The organism is Streptomyces sp. KL109B (assembly GCF_030766935.1).
Lineage (GTDB): Bacteria > Actinomycetota > Actinomycetes > Streptomycetales > Streptomycetaceae > Streptomyces.
On sequence record NZ_JASERL010000013.1, the window covers coordinates 196712 to 209890 of the forward strand.

Here is a 13179-nt window from a genome sequence, read left to right on the forward strand (position 1 = left end):
CGTGGGGAGGGTTCAGGCCCTGACCGGTACGGTGCCCGCGGCCCGCAGGTCGGCCAGGGCCGGGAAACCGTCGATCGCCATCAGCAGGTCCAACTCCGCGAGCAGCGACCGCAGTTGCGCCACCACGCCGTCCACGCCACCGACCGCGAGCGCGTACGCGTACGGCCGTCCGATCCCGACCGCGGTCGCGCCGAGCGCGAGCGCCTTCGCCGCGTCGGAGCCGGAGCGGACCCCGGAGTCGAAGAGCACCGGCATCCCGTCGGCGGCCTCGACCACACCGGGCAGCGCGTCGAGGGCGGGCAGTCCGCCGTTGGCCTGGCGGCCGCCGTGGTTGGAGCAGTAGATGCCGTCTATGCCGTGGTCGCGGGCGCGGCGGACGTCGTCCGGGTGGCAGATGCCCTTGAGCAGGATCGGCAGCGAGGTGAGCGAGCGCAGCCACGGAAGGTCGTCCCAGTGCAGGGAGTTGGCCCAGATCCCGATCCACTCCCGGACCGCCGCGCGCGGGTCGTCGGCCGGGGGCACGGCGAGCCGCTTGAGGAACGCCGGGTCCGAGAAGTAGTTCTCCAGGACGTACCCGCGCAGCTGCGGGAAGGTGCCCGTGTTGAGGTCCCGCGGCCGCCAGCCGGTCGTCCACGTGTCGACGGTGACCACGATCGCGCGGTATCCGGCCGCCTCGGCGCGTTCGACCAGGCTCGCCGCGAGGTCGCGGTCGCGGGGAACGTAGAGCTGGAACATGCCCGGGGTGTCGCCGCAGTGCGCGGCGACGTCCTCCATCGGGTCCTGCATGAGCACGGAGCCGACCATCGGGACGCCGGTGCGCGCCGAGGCCCGCGCGACGGAGATGTCGCCGTGGAAGTCCTGGCCGCACAGGCCGATCACGCCGATCGGGGCCATGAACAGCGGGCTGGGCAGCGACATCCCGAACAGGTCGACCGACAGGTCCCGTTCGTAGGCGCCGTTCAGCATCCGCGGCACGATCCCGTGGTGGGCGAAGGCCGCCGTGTTCGCGCGCTGCGTGCCCTCGTCGCCGCAGCCCCCGGCGACGTACGAGTGCAGCCACCAGGGGAGCACCTCGGCGGCCTTGCGCTCCAGCGAGGCCGCGTCGACCGGGAACCGAGGGGCGATGCCGTCGAGGGCGTCGAAGTAGATCTCGTATTGATAGTCGCCGTACTGCGGTGTGGGCATGGTGGTTCCTTCGTACGGAGAGTGGCGGAGGGTGGGGGGAGAGTGGCGGCGGGTGGTGTGGCTTCAGAGCACGGGGACGGTGCGGTGGTGTGTGGCGAGGTGGTGGGTGAAGTCGAAGCGGGCGATCTCGGCCAGCTGCTCCCCGAGTTGTGCGGTCATCGCGGCGAAGGCCTTGCGGCCGGTGTCGGCGCTCGCCCGTGTCGGGTCGCCCAGATAGCCGTCGGGGCCGAAGTCGTCGGACAGCCAGCCGAAGCCCACAGTGCCGCCGAACCGGACGTGCGTGTTGTCGGCCAGGCCGCGCGGCAGGCGCGGCGCCGCGGCGTCCATGTCGACGAGATCCGGGCGCAGATGCAGCAGGAGCGAGGTCTCGCCCGCTCCGCCGTGGATGCCCTGCCCCCGCTCGACGTCGGCGAACGGGTCCTCCTCCGGCGGCGGGAACGCGTTCACCGCGAAGGTCAGCAGTCCGTGGGCGCGGCGCAGGTCGCGCAGCATCGTCTGGATCTCGGACGAGTTGCCGCCGTGCCCGTTGACCAGCACGAGGCGGCGGATCCCGGTGGCGGCGACGCCGCGCCCGAGGTCGGCGAGTACGGCGGCGAAGGTGCTGGTCGACAGGGACAGGGTGCCCGGGGCCCACTCGTGCTCCACGGACCTGCCGTACGTCAGCGTCGGCAGCAGCCACAGGTCGAGCTCCTCGCCGTGCCGGTCCACGGCCGCCGTGCTCGCGGCCTCCGCGACGAGCGCGTCGGTGATCAGGGGGAGGTGCGGGCCGTGCTGCTCGACGGCGCCGACCGGCAGGACCGCGACGGAGTCGGCCGAGCACCGGCTTCGGACCTGGGCCACGCTCAACTCGGCGAAGCGGCGCGACGGGGACGTCATGAACCCTCCTGCGGGGTCGGATCGGAAAGGCCGGGAAGATCGGAACGGTGGGGCGGATCGGGGACCTGGGGAAGACCGGGGACCTGGGGAAGACCGGTCAGGTGGGCGACGGCCCGGATCTCGACGCGCATCTGCGGCGTGGCCAGGCGCGGATAGACCAGCAGCGACGCGTAGTCGCGCCGGGCGTACAGGCCGGGGCCGTGCTCGGCGAGCCACCGGTCCCGCACCCGCATGTACGCGGAGCGTTCGGCGGGGTCGGCCAGGTACTGGTCGAGCGCCACGATGTCGTCGACGGCGCATCCCGCGTCGGCGAGGATCGCCCGGATCCGCTCAAGGACCATGACCGTCTGGGACTCGACGCCGGACAGCGCGGTCCCGGAGTCGTCGATGACACCGTCGATGCCGCTGGTGACGACCCATTGGCCGGCCGCGGCGCCACGGCTCCACGGCTGCTGGGCCGTCCCGTAGTACAGCGGGCCGAGTCCCCGCTTGGCGCTCACGCGGGGCTCCGGTCCAGGCCGGCGGCGGCCGGGGCGCCCTTCGTGCGGGCGCCCACCGACCAGGACCTGCGGCTGTACCGGATCGCCAGGTAGGCGAGGGACGCGACGGCTCCGCCGATCCAGTACGTGATGTCGCCGAGGAAGGGGTACCGCGCGGCGACGGGCCCGACGTACAGCTCCTGGTTCATGAACGGGACGGACACCAGGACGCCGAGGACGAAGGCGGGAAGCCCGGGGCCCAGCCGCCAGGAGCGGTCGTAGAACCAGGCCGCCCGCACCCCGTCCCCGCGCTGGAACACCAGATGGTCGGTGAGCGTCACGCCGAGCCAGGGACCCACCCAATAGCCCATCAGGAAAAGGAAGTTCTGGAAGTTGGCGAACGCCCCGCCCCCGACCCCGGCCCACCAGGCGAGCGAACCCCCGGCGACCCCGGTCACGAGGGCGGACACCCAGCGGCGCAGCGGGATGTCGGCGATCAGCAGGGCGAGCGAGCCGGAGTAGATGTCGATGACACCGGCGGCGACCGTCGAGGCCAGCAGCGGGATGAGCGCGATGACCGCGACGAACGGCGGCGCGATGGCGGTGACGAGGTCCGTCGGGCTCTGCGGAAAGATGACCGAGCCGATCGCCGCGCCGAGCAGATGCATCCAGAGCCCGGCCACGGCGGCCCCGAGGAAGGTCGCCCCCGTGACCTTCCTGCGGCTGGTGTCGGTGGGCAGATAGCGGGTGTAGTCCGAGGCGCAGATCGCGAAGCCGAAGGTGCGCGAGGAACTGAGCGCGACCGCCGTGAGCATGGCCCCGACGACGCCGTGCTCGGCGCCCTTGCCCGGGGCGGTCAGATCGCCGGCCTTCAGCCCGTAGACCGTCACCACGACGAACAGCACGCCCATGACCGGCACGAGTGCCCGCTCGACCTTGTGCACGAGGTCGTGGCCGATGACCACGATGACCATCTGGAGCGCGGCGACGAGGACGACGGCACCGAGGAACGGAATGCCGAACAGGTACCGCACGATGTAGGCCCCGAGCGCGGTGTTCACCGCGAAGAAGCCGAAGCCCGTCATGAACAGGAACAGGGTCGGCAGGACATTGCCGAGGTACCCGAACGGGCCGCGGGACTGCACCATTTGGGCCGTCCCCGCCCGTGGCCCCATCGACGAGGTGAGGCCGAGCAGCAGGCTCCCGACGAGGGTGCCGACCGCCAGGGCGCAGGCGGCCTGGACGAAGCTCAGGCCGAGGAACGCCGTGGGCAGCGCCCCGACGACGATGGCCGAGTACTGGAGATTTCCCGAGAACCAGAGCGTGAACGACGAGGAGACTCTGCCCCGCCGTTCGTCCTCGGCGACGTGTTCGATCCCGTTGCGCTCGACACTCATGGGGCCCTCCACGGGAGGCGACTGTTGATGTCACGAACATCTGGAGTCGAGAGTTCGCCCAACAGGCTGTGCTGTCAAGGGTGATTGCCGTTTCGCGCGGTCTTGACGTCGACGCCGATGTAAGTATCACTTACAAGGAGCGTCGAGGCGGACCTCGCTCGACGACCCCGCTCCGGGGCGGCCCCGCCCTGGAGCGGCCCCGCTACTGGGAGGTGCGGCGTGCGATACGGCGTCTTCTACTTCGGATCGATCGAGATGGCCGATGTGCGGAACGGACAGTGGCTCCCGGCCGGACAGCGCCGGGCCTCTCGTGAGGAGGTGTGGCACGCGACCGAGCGACTTCTCGAACTCGGCGTACTGGCCGAGGAGTTGGGCTACGACAGTTACTGGCTCGCCGAACACCACTTCCAGCACGAAGGGTACGAGGTCGTCCCCAACTCCCTGCTCCTGGAGGCCAATCTGGTCGCGCGCACCCGACGCATCCAGGTGGGCGCGATGTTCAACATCGTTCCCCAATGGCATCCGCTGCGCCTCGCCGAGGACTTCAGCACGCTGCTCAATCTCTCCGGCGGACGCGCGGTGCTCGGCGTCGGCCGCGGGACCGTCCCGCGCGAACTGCGCAGCCTCGCCGCGCACCAGGCGGACATCCACATCGCCGAGGGCGACGCCCGGGCCGCGGCCGACGAGCACAACCGCGAGGTGTTCGCCGAGTACATGGACATCATCCGCACCGCCCTCGCGGAGGAGTCCTTCTCGTACAAGGGCAAGTTCTTCGAGTTCCCGCCGCCCGGCACCGAGGGCCCGGACGGCGAGCCGGTCGAAACCCTGTCGCTGCTGCCCGGCCCGCTGCACCCGGTGAGCATCTGGCAGGCCGTCACCAGCCCGCCGACCCTTGACTACGCCGCGAAGGCCGGGCACGGCTGCGTGTGGTGGAACCAGCACCACTCGTTCATCGAGTCGCAGTGGAAGCGGTACGCCGAGCTGTACGCCGAGCACCACGACGACGCGCTCGGCCCCGGCCAGAACCGCATCCTGGTGCTGCCGTTCCACATCGGCGACACCCACGAGCAGGCGTGGAAGACGGGGCGGCGCGGGCACGACGAGTTCTGGAACCTGCTCGCGCCGTTCGGCTGGAGCCGCGGCTACATGGGCGCGGACGGCAAGCCGGCGCCGCCCGGCCTCGTCCCCACCCTGGAGGAGTCCACCGCGCAGAAGACGTGGGCCGTCGGCACCGCGGAGGAGGTCGCCGAAATCGTCGCCCACCACCGCGACGCCCTGGGCCTTGAACACCTGGTGCTGTTCCCGCACTTCCCCGGGCACACCTACGACATGGCCGCCGAACAGATGCGGCGCTTCACCGAAGAGGTCGTCCCGCTGCTCGGCTGACGGCGATAGGTAGTCTTCTCTCGTGGCACGCAAACCGGTCGCGGACAGCCCCCGACCCGAAGACGACCACCTGATGCGGCTGTTGGGGGTGCGGATCAGGTCCCTGCGGCAGGCCAGAAAGCTGACCCTGCAGCAGCTCGGCGAGAGCGCCGACCTGTCGCACGCCTTCCTCAGCCAGCTGGAGCGCGGGCTCACCACGGCCAGCATCACCACGCTGAACCGGATCGCACGCACCCTGGACACCACGATCTCGGCCCTCCTCGCGCACCCCGCCGAGCAGGAAGTGGACGTGCTGCGCGAGGGCGACGGGCTCCGGGTCCCGCGCACCGACACCCCCAACGGCGCCGTGGTGCGCTCCCTGACCCGGCACGACTGGCCGGTCCAGCCGATCGAGTACACGGGTGGACCGGCCGAGTTCGAGGAGTACTTCCAGCACCCCGGGCACGAGCTGATCTACGTCGTGACCGGGTCGATCGAAATCGACTTCGAGAACGGCCGAAGGGAACGGCTCGGGCCCACCGAGGTCGTCAGCTACCCCGGCTCGCTCCCGCACCGCTGGCGGGTCCTCGACGACTCCGAGGTGCGGCTGCTGCTCATCGTCTCGAAGGAGTGACGGTGGGCGGCCCGCATGCGGAGCGGGCCGCCCACCGTCCCCTCCTACGGCGCGGGATCCACGGCGCGCGCGGGACTCGGCTCGCCCGCCCCCGTCCGCGTACGGTCCCCGCCGCGCAGTACCTTCGCGAACACCGCGAGGCCGCTCGCCAGCAGGGTGACCACGCAGAACGACACCACCAGGCTCGTCGCCTGCGCGACGCCGCCGATCAGGCTCGGCGCGATCAGACCCGAGGTGTACGTGATGGTGGCGACGCCCGCGATGGCCTGGCTCGGGTTCGGGCCGCTGCGCCCCGCGGCGGCGAAGCACAGCGGAACCACGACGGCGATGCCCACGCCCAGCAGGCCGAATCCGGCCATCGCCACCCCCGGGACCGGCGCGAGGACGACGAGCAGCGCGCCGAGCGTGGCCACGACGCCGCCGATCCGCACGGTGCGCACCGCGCCGAACCGGTCCACCACCGCGTCGCCCACGAGCCGCACCACCGCCATCGTCAGCGTGAACGCCGTGGTGCAGGCGGCCGCGAGCCCGGCCGATGTGTCGAGCACGTCCCGCAGATACACCGCCGACCAGTCCAGGCTCGCGCCCTCCGCGAACACCGCGCAGAACCCGACCGCGCCGATCAGCAGCGCCGACTTGGGCGGCAGCGCGAAGCGCGGCGGCGGCTCCTCCTCCTCGGCCGGGCGCAGGTCGAGCACCCACCGGCAGGCGGTCACGCCCGCGACGGTCAGGACGCCCGCGGCGAGCGCGTGGTGCAGTCGCGCGTCCGCGCCCAGGTGCGCGGCGACGGTGCCGCCGAGCGAGCCGAGCAGCGCGCCCACGCTCCACAGCCCGTGCAGCCCCGACATGATCGATTTGTCGAGCCGGTTCTCGATCTCGACGCCCAGCGCGTTCATCGCGACGTCCGCCATGCCGGACGTCGCCCCGTAGACGAACAGCGCGACGCACAGCGTGAGCAGGTTCGGCGCCAGCGAGGGCAGGACCAGCGCCAGCGTCCACAGCGCGAGGAGCCCGCGCAGCGCGGCGCGGGCGCCGAAGCGGTGGCTGACGCGGCCCGCCAGCGGCATCGCGACCGAGGCGCCGATCGCCGGGAACGCCAGCGCGAGCCCCAACTGCCCGGGGCTCACGCTCGCGTGCTCCTGGATCCACGGCACCCGCGTCGCGAACGACCCCGTCACCGAGCCATGAATACAGAAAACAGCGGCGACCGCGTACCGCGCCCGCTTCAACTCCCTTACTGCATACGTCACTTCTGCCATGCGGCAGGCCCTCCCCAGGTGTCCCTTGCGTGCGTGCCGCCGTAAACTATCAGGAACCCTGCCTGATAGTGAGAGGAATATCCGCGTAGGATCCCGCCATGCCCGCCACGCCCGCTGTGCCCGCGTCCCCCAGGACCGCCCGAGCCATCAACGACCGGCTCGCGCTGCGCCTTCTCCAGGACGAAGGGCCGCTCACCGCAGGGCAGTTGAAGGAGCGCACCGGCCTGTCCCGCCCCACGGTCGCCGACCTCGTCGAACGCCTCACGGCAGCCGGCCTCATCACGGTCGTCGGCGAGTCCGGCGCCCAGCGCCGCGGCCCGAACGCCCGCCTCTACGGCATCGTGACCGACCTCGCCCACCTCGCCGCGCTCGACGTCCGCACCGAAGGCGTACGTCTCGTCGTCGCCGACCTGATGGGCACGGTGCTCGCCGAGGCGGCGGTGCCGGTGGCGGCGGGGGAGGAGGCATCGGCCGCGGTCGAGCACACCGTCGCGACCCTGGAGCGCACGGCGAAGGAGGCGGGCGCCGAGCGGCTGCACACGGTCGGGGTGGGCGCGCCCGGGCTCATCGACCCCGCGACGGGTTCGCTGCGCGACTCGTCGGGCCTGCCGCGGTGGCACCGCAGCCTGATCGCCGCGCTCCAAGAACGCCTGCCCGCGCGGGTGCTGGTGGAGAACGAGACGAACCTCGCCGCCATTGCCGAACGCCGCGACGGCGCCGCCCGCGACCGCGAGACCTTCGTGCTGCTCTGGCTCGGCCTCGGCATCGGCGCGGCCGTCGTCCTCGACGGAAAGCTGCGGCGCGGTGCCTCCGGCGGTACGGGTGAGGTCGGTTTCCTGCCGGTGCCGGGGACGGTCGGACTGCCGTCCGCGTCCGGCTGCGACGGCGGCTTCCACTCCCTGGCGGGCTCGGCGGCGATCCTCGAACTCGCCGCCGAACACGGCCTCGTGGGCCCGCGCGAGCCGCTGGAACGGGCGGCAGACGTGGTCCGCTCCGGCCCCCCACCCTTCCTCGACGCCCTCGCCGACCGAGTGGCCCTGGGCGCCGCCGCGGTGGTCGCCGTCCTCGATCCGGGGTGCGTGGTCCTCGCGGGCGAGGTGGGCCGCGCCGGAGGGGAGGCCCTTGCCGGGCGGGTGGCCGAGAGGTTGTCGCGCATGTCGCCGCTGGCGACGGAGGTGCGGGCCGGTGAGCTGGGCGGCGGAGCGGTTCTGCGCGGCGCGCTCCTGATGGCCCGTGAGTCGGCCCAGACCACCCTGTACCCCACCCGTGGCTGACGCCCCGGGGCTCAATCGCCGGCGGGGCTTAATAGGTCAAGCCCCTGCGGCGATTGAGCAGCGGGGTATGGGGCAGAGCCCCAGCCTTTTTCGCTGTCGGCGGCGAGAGAGAGCCGCATCCAGCCCCGCCGGCGTTTGAGGCGCGGGGCCCGGGGCAGCGCCCCGCGGCGTAGGAACGGTCAACGCCGAGCCAAGTACTCCGCGAACGTCACCTTCCCGACCCGCCGGGACGGCACCAGGTGCTCACCCTCCCGAAACGCCCGATACGCCTTCCCGGCCAGCGGAACCGAGACAACCGCCCGCCGCTTCCCCACCGCCCCCAGATACGTACGCGCAAGATCCGCGAACGTCCGCACCTCCGGCCCACCCATGTCCTCCACCCGCCCCGCCGGAGGCAGCACCGCCAACTCCGCCAACCGCTCCGCCACTTCCCCCACCTCGACCGGCTGATCACTCACCCCCGCCGGCAGCAACACCACCGGCAACTTCGCCGCCGCCCGCACGATCGTCACCACCAGGTCGTGGAACTGCGTCGCCCGCAGCACCGTCCACCCGAGCCCCGACTCCTCGATCAGCCGCTCCACGGCGAGCTTCGCCTTGTAGTACGGGAAGGGCACCTTGTCCACGCCGACGATCGAGATGTAGAGGAGGTGCGGGACCTCGGCCCGCCGCGCCGCCGCCACCAGATTCCGCGCCGCCTTCTCGTCCCCACCGGTCTGCGTCGTCGCACAGTGCACGATCACGTCCACGCCCGTCACGGCCCGGTCGAGCGCGGGCCCGCCCTCCCGAAGGTCCACCGCGTACGGCTCGCTGTGCCTGCTCAGCACCCGCACCTCGTGCCCGTCCGCCCGCAGCCGCTCGGTGACGAGCCGGCCGAGCGTGCCGGTTCCGCCGGTCACCAGGATCGTGGTCATCGCGTTCTCAGCTCCTTCGCGCCGAGGCGTCCCCCTGCGGAACGCCCCTCGCCACCTAGGAACCGGCCGGCCCACCCGAATGTGACAGCTGCCGGGTCACGAACCCCAGCTTGTCCGGATTGAGGATCGTCCGCCCGACCGAAACGCGCCCTTCCCGCACCTCGAAGCAGACCACCGCGAACAGGCCACCGTCCGCCCGCCGCGCGACGATCCCCGGCTCCCCGTTGATCTCGGCGACGAACAGCTCGACGCCCACCAGATACCTCTCGGCGATGCCCTCCAGGAACCGCAGCACCTTCTCCCGGCCCTCGACGGCCTTGCGCGCCGCCGTGACCTTGCCGCCGCCGTCGCCCCACCACCGCACATCCGTGGCGAGGATCTTCTCGAGACCGGCCAGATCGCCCTCGCGGGCCGCGCCCACGAACGCCTCGACCAGCTCCCGCCGCACCCGCTCCGCCGGCTCGAACCGCGCCCGTTCCTCCCGAATCCGCGCCACCGAACGCCGGTACAGCTGACGGCAGTTGGCCTCACCGAGGTCGAGCACCCCGGCGATCTCCCGGTACCCGTACGAGAAGGCCTCGCGCAGCACGTACACCGCCCGCTCCGTCGGCGTGAGCCGCTCAAGAAGGACCAGCAGCGCGCAGGACACCGAGTCCAACTGCTCGGCGGACTCCAGCGGCCCGAGCGTGCCGTCCGAGGTGAGGACGGGTTCGGGCAGCCAAGGGCCCACGTACCGCTCTCGCTGTACGCGGGCCGAAGTCAGGCGATTGAGGCAGAGGTTCGTGACGACCTTGGCGAGCCAGGCGCCGACGTGCTCGACGGTGCCCGGCTCGGCGGCGGCGAACCGCAGATACGCGTCCTGCACCGTGTCCTTGGCCTCCTCGGCGGAGCCGAGCATCCGGTAGGCGAGGCCGAACATCCGGGGCCGGTGACTCTCGAACTCGGCGGCGCGGTCTGGTGGGCTGAGCGGCGTGTTCACGCCGCTCAGCCTGCCAGACCGGAGCCCGATGCCCGTGGCGTCAGCAGGCCCCCTGGTCCTGCCACACACCCCATTCACCGGTCGACCCCGGTTCCTCGCCCTTCGTCCACCACTTCGCCTTCCAGGAGTGGCCCTTGTGGGAGACGACGGCGCCACCGTTGTACGAGTCGGCGGCGGCCCAGGCGGGAGCCGTACAGGCACCACCGGTCGGCGTAGGCGTAGGCGTCGGAGTCGAGGTCGAGGTCGAGGTCGGTGATGGCGTCGGCCCCGGATCCGTCCCCGAACCCGAATCCGACCCCGGCTCAACCACCTTCGCCCCCCGCGTCAGATCCCCGGCCAGCCCGTACGTCTTCCCGCCGAAGCTCACCGTCCAGTTCGACGGCGTCGACACCGGCAGGTAGTACACGAAGTCCAGCGACACGGACGCGCCCGGCGCGAGCGACTGCCAGCTCGGCAGCTTCAGCGAGACCCGGTTGTAGTCGCCCTTCAGGCCGCCCACATTGCTTCCGCTGTGGTCGCTGCGCACGATCGTCGTGCCGAACCCGGACTGGTCCTTGGCGTTGGCAGGCGCCGAGGTTCCGTAGTCGAACTGGAACTCCGTGCCGCCCGGCAGCGTCGTCTTCGTGTTGTTCGTGATCTTCACCTTGGGCGAGATCGGGTAGTTGGAGTCGCCCAACGGGAACTCCCCGAAGCTCACATCAACATCGAGCGCCTCACTCGGCAGCTCGACCTTCGACCGCTTCGCGCCGTACGGAGTCGTGGACTTGAAGGCGTCGTAGAGCGTGTTCGTCAGCGTCGTCCCCGGCTCGTACTGGCCCTTACCGGCGTTCCAGCCGTAGTCGCCCGCCAGCTCCCAGATCATCGCGCCGCCGATGCCCTTGTCGGCGACGTACTTCGCCTTGGTGGCCACCGACTGCTCGTCCTCCGTGGAAAGGAACACCTTCTTCTCGGAGTTCCACAGCCAGGGCGCGACGAGCGTCGAGTCGTAATTCCGCTGGTACGTGCCCGTCAGCTTGGTGTCGGCGGGGAATCCGTACTTCGTGACGTAGTCACCGACGACGCCCTTCTCAAGGTTCTTCGCGTGCCACATCGGGTTCGAACCGGCGGGGGATTCCTTGCCGTTGGTGTCGAGATCGTGCCAGAGGTTGTCGATTCCGACGGCGCCGTCACCGCACTTCGTCAGACCCGCGCCCGCCGGACAGGTCGTGGCCGGGGCCTTGCCCCACAGACCGTTCGTACCGCCCTGCACATTCTTGAATCCGCGTGTGTAGTACGGCAGCCCGATATTGATCCGGCCCGCCGGCATCGAGCCGCGGAAGTAGTGGTACGCCCAGTCGGTGTTCAGATAACCGATGCCACCGTATTGAGACGTCGAATACACGCCAGCGGACGCGAGTTCGGCGTCCTTCCCGTCGTCGTAGAGCGAGGCGTTCGGACCCACGTACTCGTTCCACGCGCCATGGAGGTCGTACGACATGATGTTGACGTAGTCCAGGTACTTCTGGACCTGGAAGGTCTCCATGCCGCGCAGCAGATACCCGGAGGACGGCGCCGCCACCGACAGCAGATAGTGCTTGCCGTCGGCCGCTCCCGCCCGGTCCAGCTTCTCGCGCAGCGTCTTCATCAGCGCCGCGTATCCCTTGACCAGGCCCGGCCTGCGGGCGTTCGCGAGCGACCAGTCGAGCGGATTGCCCGCGTCCTTCATCGTCGTCGGGTACTCGTAGTCGATGTCGACGCCGTTGAATCCGTACTTCTTGATGAAGGAGACGGTCGAGTCGGCGAAGGTGTCGATACCGGCCTGATTGACGCTGCCGTCCGCGTTCGTCGCCATCGAGTAGAAGCCGCCCGAGTCGACACGCTTTCCGTCGTCGCCGAAATAGCCGCCGGTCTCGGCCCAACCGCCCACAGAAATCATGGTCTTGACGTTCGGGTGCTGCTTCTTGAACTTGTTGAGAAGGTTGAAGTGGCCCTTGTAGGGGAGGGCCGGGTCCATTTCCGCGCCCGCGGTGCCCGGCCAGGTCACTCCGGTCGCGGCGTTCTTCTCGCTGTCCCCGCCCACCGAGATCTTGTTGCCCGAATCGACGTGCGCGAAGGCGTAGTTGATGTGGGTGACCTTGTCCCACGGAATGTCGGAGGCGAGATAGGCGGGCAGCCCGTCCTTGCCGGTGCGCCAGCCCGTGAAGTAGCCGATGACCCGGCGCTGGTGGTCCGTGCCCATCTTCTCGCGGCCGTCGGCGTCGTACACCGAGCAGTACGGGACGGCGACGCCGGGCGTCTCGTACAGGCCGTCGGGGCGGCAGGCCTCGTGGTCGACGGCGTGCGAGACGCTCGCGGGCAGCGAGGCGAGCAGCAGCCCGGCGACCGCGGCGGCTCCTGCCAGAAGGGCGGGTCTCGGGGGTCTGGGGCGTCTGAAGTACGGCACGGCGGTTCCTCCCGTGGAGGGATCGGTGGTGCACGGCTGAGTTGCGTGGAACTTAAGAGGACTAGACCAACCCGTCAATAGGTCTGTACCAATCTCAATCAAGCCGTGCGGTACGCGCCCGCGACCGCCTGTGAGTCAGGCCACACCGTTCGCATGCATGCACGTCGAGCGGACGTGGCACACTGGCCGTGTACCAGAAGCAGCGCACTCCGGGGTCGGTGAAAGTCCGAACCGGCGGTTACAGTCCGCGACCCGGTCACGATCCAGTGGCCGGTTGACCAGGTGAAATTCCTGGACCGACGGTTAAAGTCCGGATGGGAGGCAGTGCGCGGCGGACGGGCACCCCGAGTGCGCGTCGCCGGCTGTTTCACCGGTCCCACGGGACAGGTGTCGAA

At 70.7% G+C, this 13179-nt stretch carries 11 protein-coding genes and 1 riboswitch; of the genes, 3 read left to right on the top strand and 8 right to left on the bottom strand.

The window, feature by feature from the left end; all coding sequences use genetic code 11:
* Window positions 1-12: 12 nt before the first annotated feature.
* From RBJ65_RS34470 to RBJ65_RS34485, 4 genes are all read right to left on the bottom strand, one after another.
* Window positions 13-1185 carry an alpha-hydroxy-acid oxidizing protein gene (locus RBJ65_RS34470; protein WP_306320687.1) on the bottom strand — a complete coding sequence of 391 codons (1173 nt, stop codon included), beginning with the start codon at window positions 1183-1185 and terminating at the stop codon, window positions 13-15.
* A gap of 63 nt (window positions 1186-1248) precedes the next feature.
* Complete coding sequence (locus RBJ65_RS34475; protein WP_306320688.1) at window positions 1249-2061, bottom strand: creatininase family protein; 813 nt, start codon at window positions 2059-2061, stop codon at window positions 1249-1251.
* Window positions 2058-2561: a RidA family protein gene (locus tag RBJ65_RS34480; protein WP_306320689.1), complete on the bottom strand. Its 504-nt coding sequence runs from the start codon at window positions 2559-2561 to the stop codon at window positions 2058-2060. The genes RBJ65_RS34475 and RBJ65_RS34480 overlap by 4 nt, the downstream gene beginning before the upstream one ends.
* Window positions 2558-3937 (bottom strand): cytosine permease, encoded by a 1380-nt coding sequence (locus tag RBJ65_RS34485; RefSeq protein WP_306320690.1) that lies wholly within the window; start codon window positions 3935-3937, stop codon window positions 2558-2560. The genes RBJ65_RS34480 and RBJ65_RS34485 overlap by 4 nt, the downstream gene beginning before the upstream one ends.
* Before the next feature lie 219 nt (window positions 3938-4156).
* Here RBJ65_RS34485 and RBJ65_RS34490 point away from each other — a divergent pair, with 219 nt between their 5' ends.
* Both RBJ65_RS34490 and RBJ65_RS34495 read left to right on the top strand, forming a co-directional pair.
* A complete protein-coding gene (locus RBJ65_RS34490) occupies window positions 4157-5323 on the top strand; it encodes an LLM class flavin-dependent oxidoreductase (protein ID WP_306320691.1) in 1167 nt (388 codons plus the stop codon).
* A 22-nt stretch (window positions 5324-5345) separates the two neighbouring features.
* Window positions 5346-5936, top strand: a complete 591-nt coding sequence (locus tag RBJ65_RS34495) for a helix-turn-helix domain-containing protein (protein WP_306320692.1) — start codon at window positions 5346-5348, stop codon at window positions 5934-5936.
* 44 nt (window positions 5937-5980) lie between these two features.
* Here the strand turns inward: RBJ65_RS34495 and RBJ65_RS34500 are convergent, their stop codons facing one another.
* Complete coding sequence (locus RBJ65_RS34500) at window positions 5981-7195, bottom strand: MFS transporter (protein WP_306320693.1); 1215 nt, start codon at window positions 7193-7195, stop codon at window positions 5981-5983.
* 116 nt (window positions 7196-7311) lie between these two features.
* Here RBJ65_RS34500 and RBJ65_RS34505 point away from each other — a divergent pair, with 116 nt between their 5' ends.
* Window positions 7312-8469, top strand: coding sequence for an ROK family transcriptional regulator (locus tag RBJ65_RS34505; RefSeq protein ID WP_306320736.1), 1158 nt, complete (start codon window positions 7312-7314; stop codon window positions 8467-8469).
* A gap of 179 nt (window positions 8470-8648) precedes the next feature.
* Here the strand turns inward: RBJ65_RS34505 and RBJ65_RS34510 are convergent, their stop codons facing one another.
* The 3 genes from RBJ65_RS34510 to RBJ65_RS34520 are packed head-to-tail and all read right to left on the bottom strand — an operon-like array spanning window position 8649 to window position 12784.
* Window positions 8649-9383: an SDR family oxidoreductase gene (locus RBJ65_RS34510; RefSeq protein WP_306320694.1), complete on the bottom strand. Its 735-nt coding sequence runs from the start codon at window positions 9381-9383 to the stop codon at window positions 8649-8651.
* A gap of 55 nt (window positions 9384-9438) precedes the next feature.
* Complete coding sequence (locus RBJ65_RS34515) at window positions 9439-10362, bottom strand: RNA polymerase sigma-70 factor (RefSeq protein WP_306320695.1); 924 nt, start codon at window positions 10360-10362, stop codon at window positions 9439-9441.
* Between the two features lie 40 nt (window positions 10363-10402).
* On the bottom strand, window positions 10403-12784 hold the full coding sequence (locus RBJ65_RS34520; protein ID WP_306320696.1) for a chitinase C-terminal domain-containing protein: 2382 nt from the start codon (window positions 12782-12784) through the stop codon (window positions 10403-10405).
* A gap of 200 nt (window positions 12785-12984) precedes the next feature.
* Window positions 12985-13116: riboswitch (FMN riboswitch) on the top strand.
* Window positions 13117-13179 lie beyond the last annotated feature (63 nt).

What these genes read in the sequence shown, in the direction of transcription:
- RBJ65_RS34470 (WP_306320687.1), bottom strand. Translation starts at nt 1,185, where the DNA reads ATGCCCACACCGCAGTACGGCGACTATCAATACGAGATCTACTTCGAC.
- RBJ65_RS34475 (WP_306320688.1), bottom strand. Translation starts at nt 2,061, where the DNA reads ATGACGTCCCCGTCGCGCCGCTTCGCCGAGTTGAGCGTGGCCCAGGTC.
- RBJ65_RS34485 (WP_306320690.1), bottom strand. Translation starts at nt 3,937, where the DNA reads ATGAGTGTCGAGCGCAACGGGATCGAACACGTCGCCGAGGACGAACGG.
- RBJ65_RS34500 (WP_306320693.1), bottom strand. Translation starts at nt 7,195, where the DNA reads ATGGCAGAAGTGACGTATGCAGTAAGGGAGTTGAAGCGGGCGCGGTAC.
- RBJ65_RS34510 (WP_306320694.1), bottom strand. Translation starts at nt 9,383, where the DNA reads ATGACCACGATCCTGGTGACCGGCGGAACCGGCACGCTCGGCCGGCTC.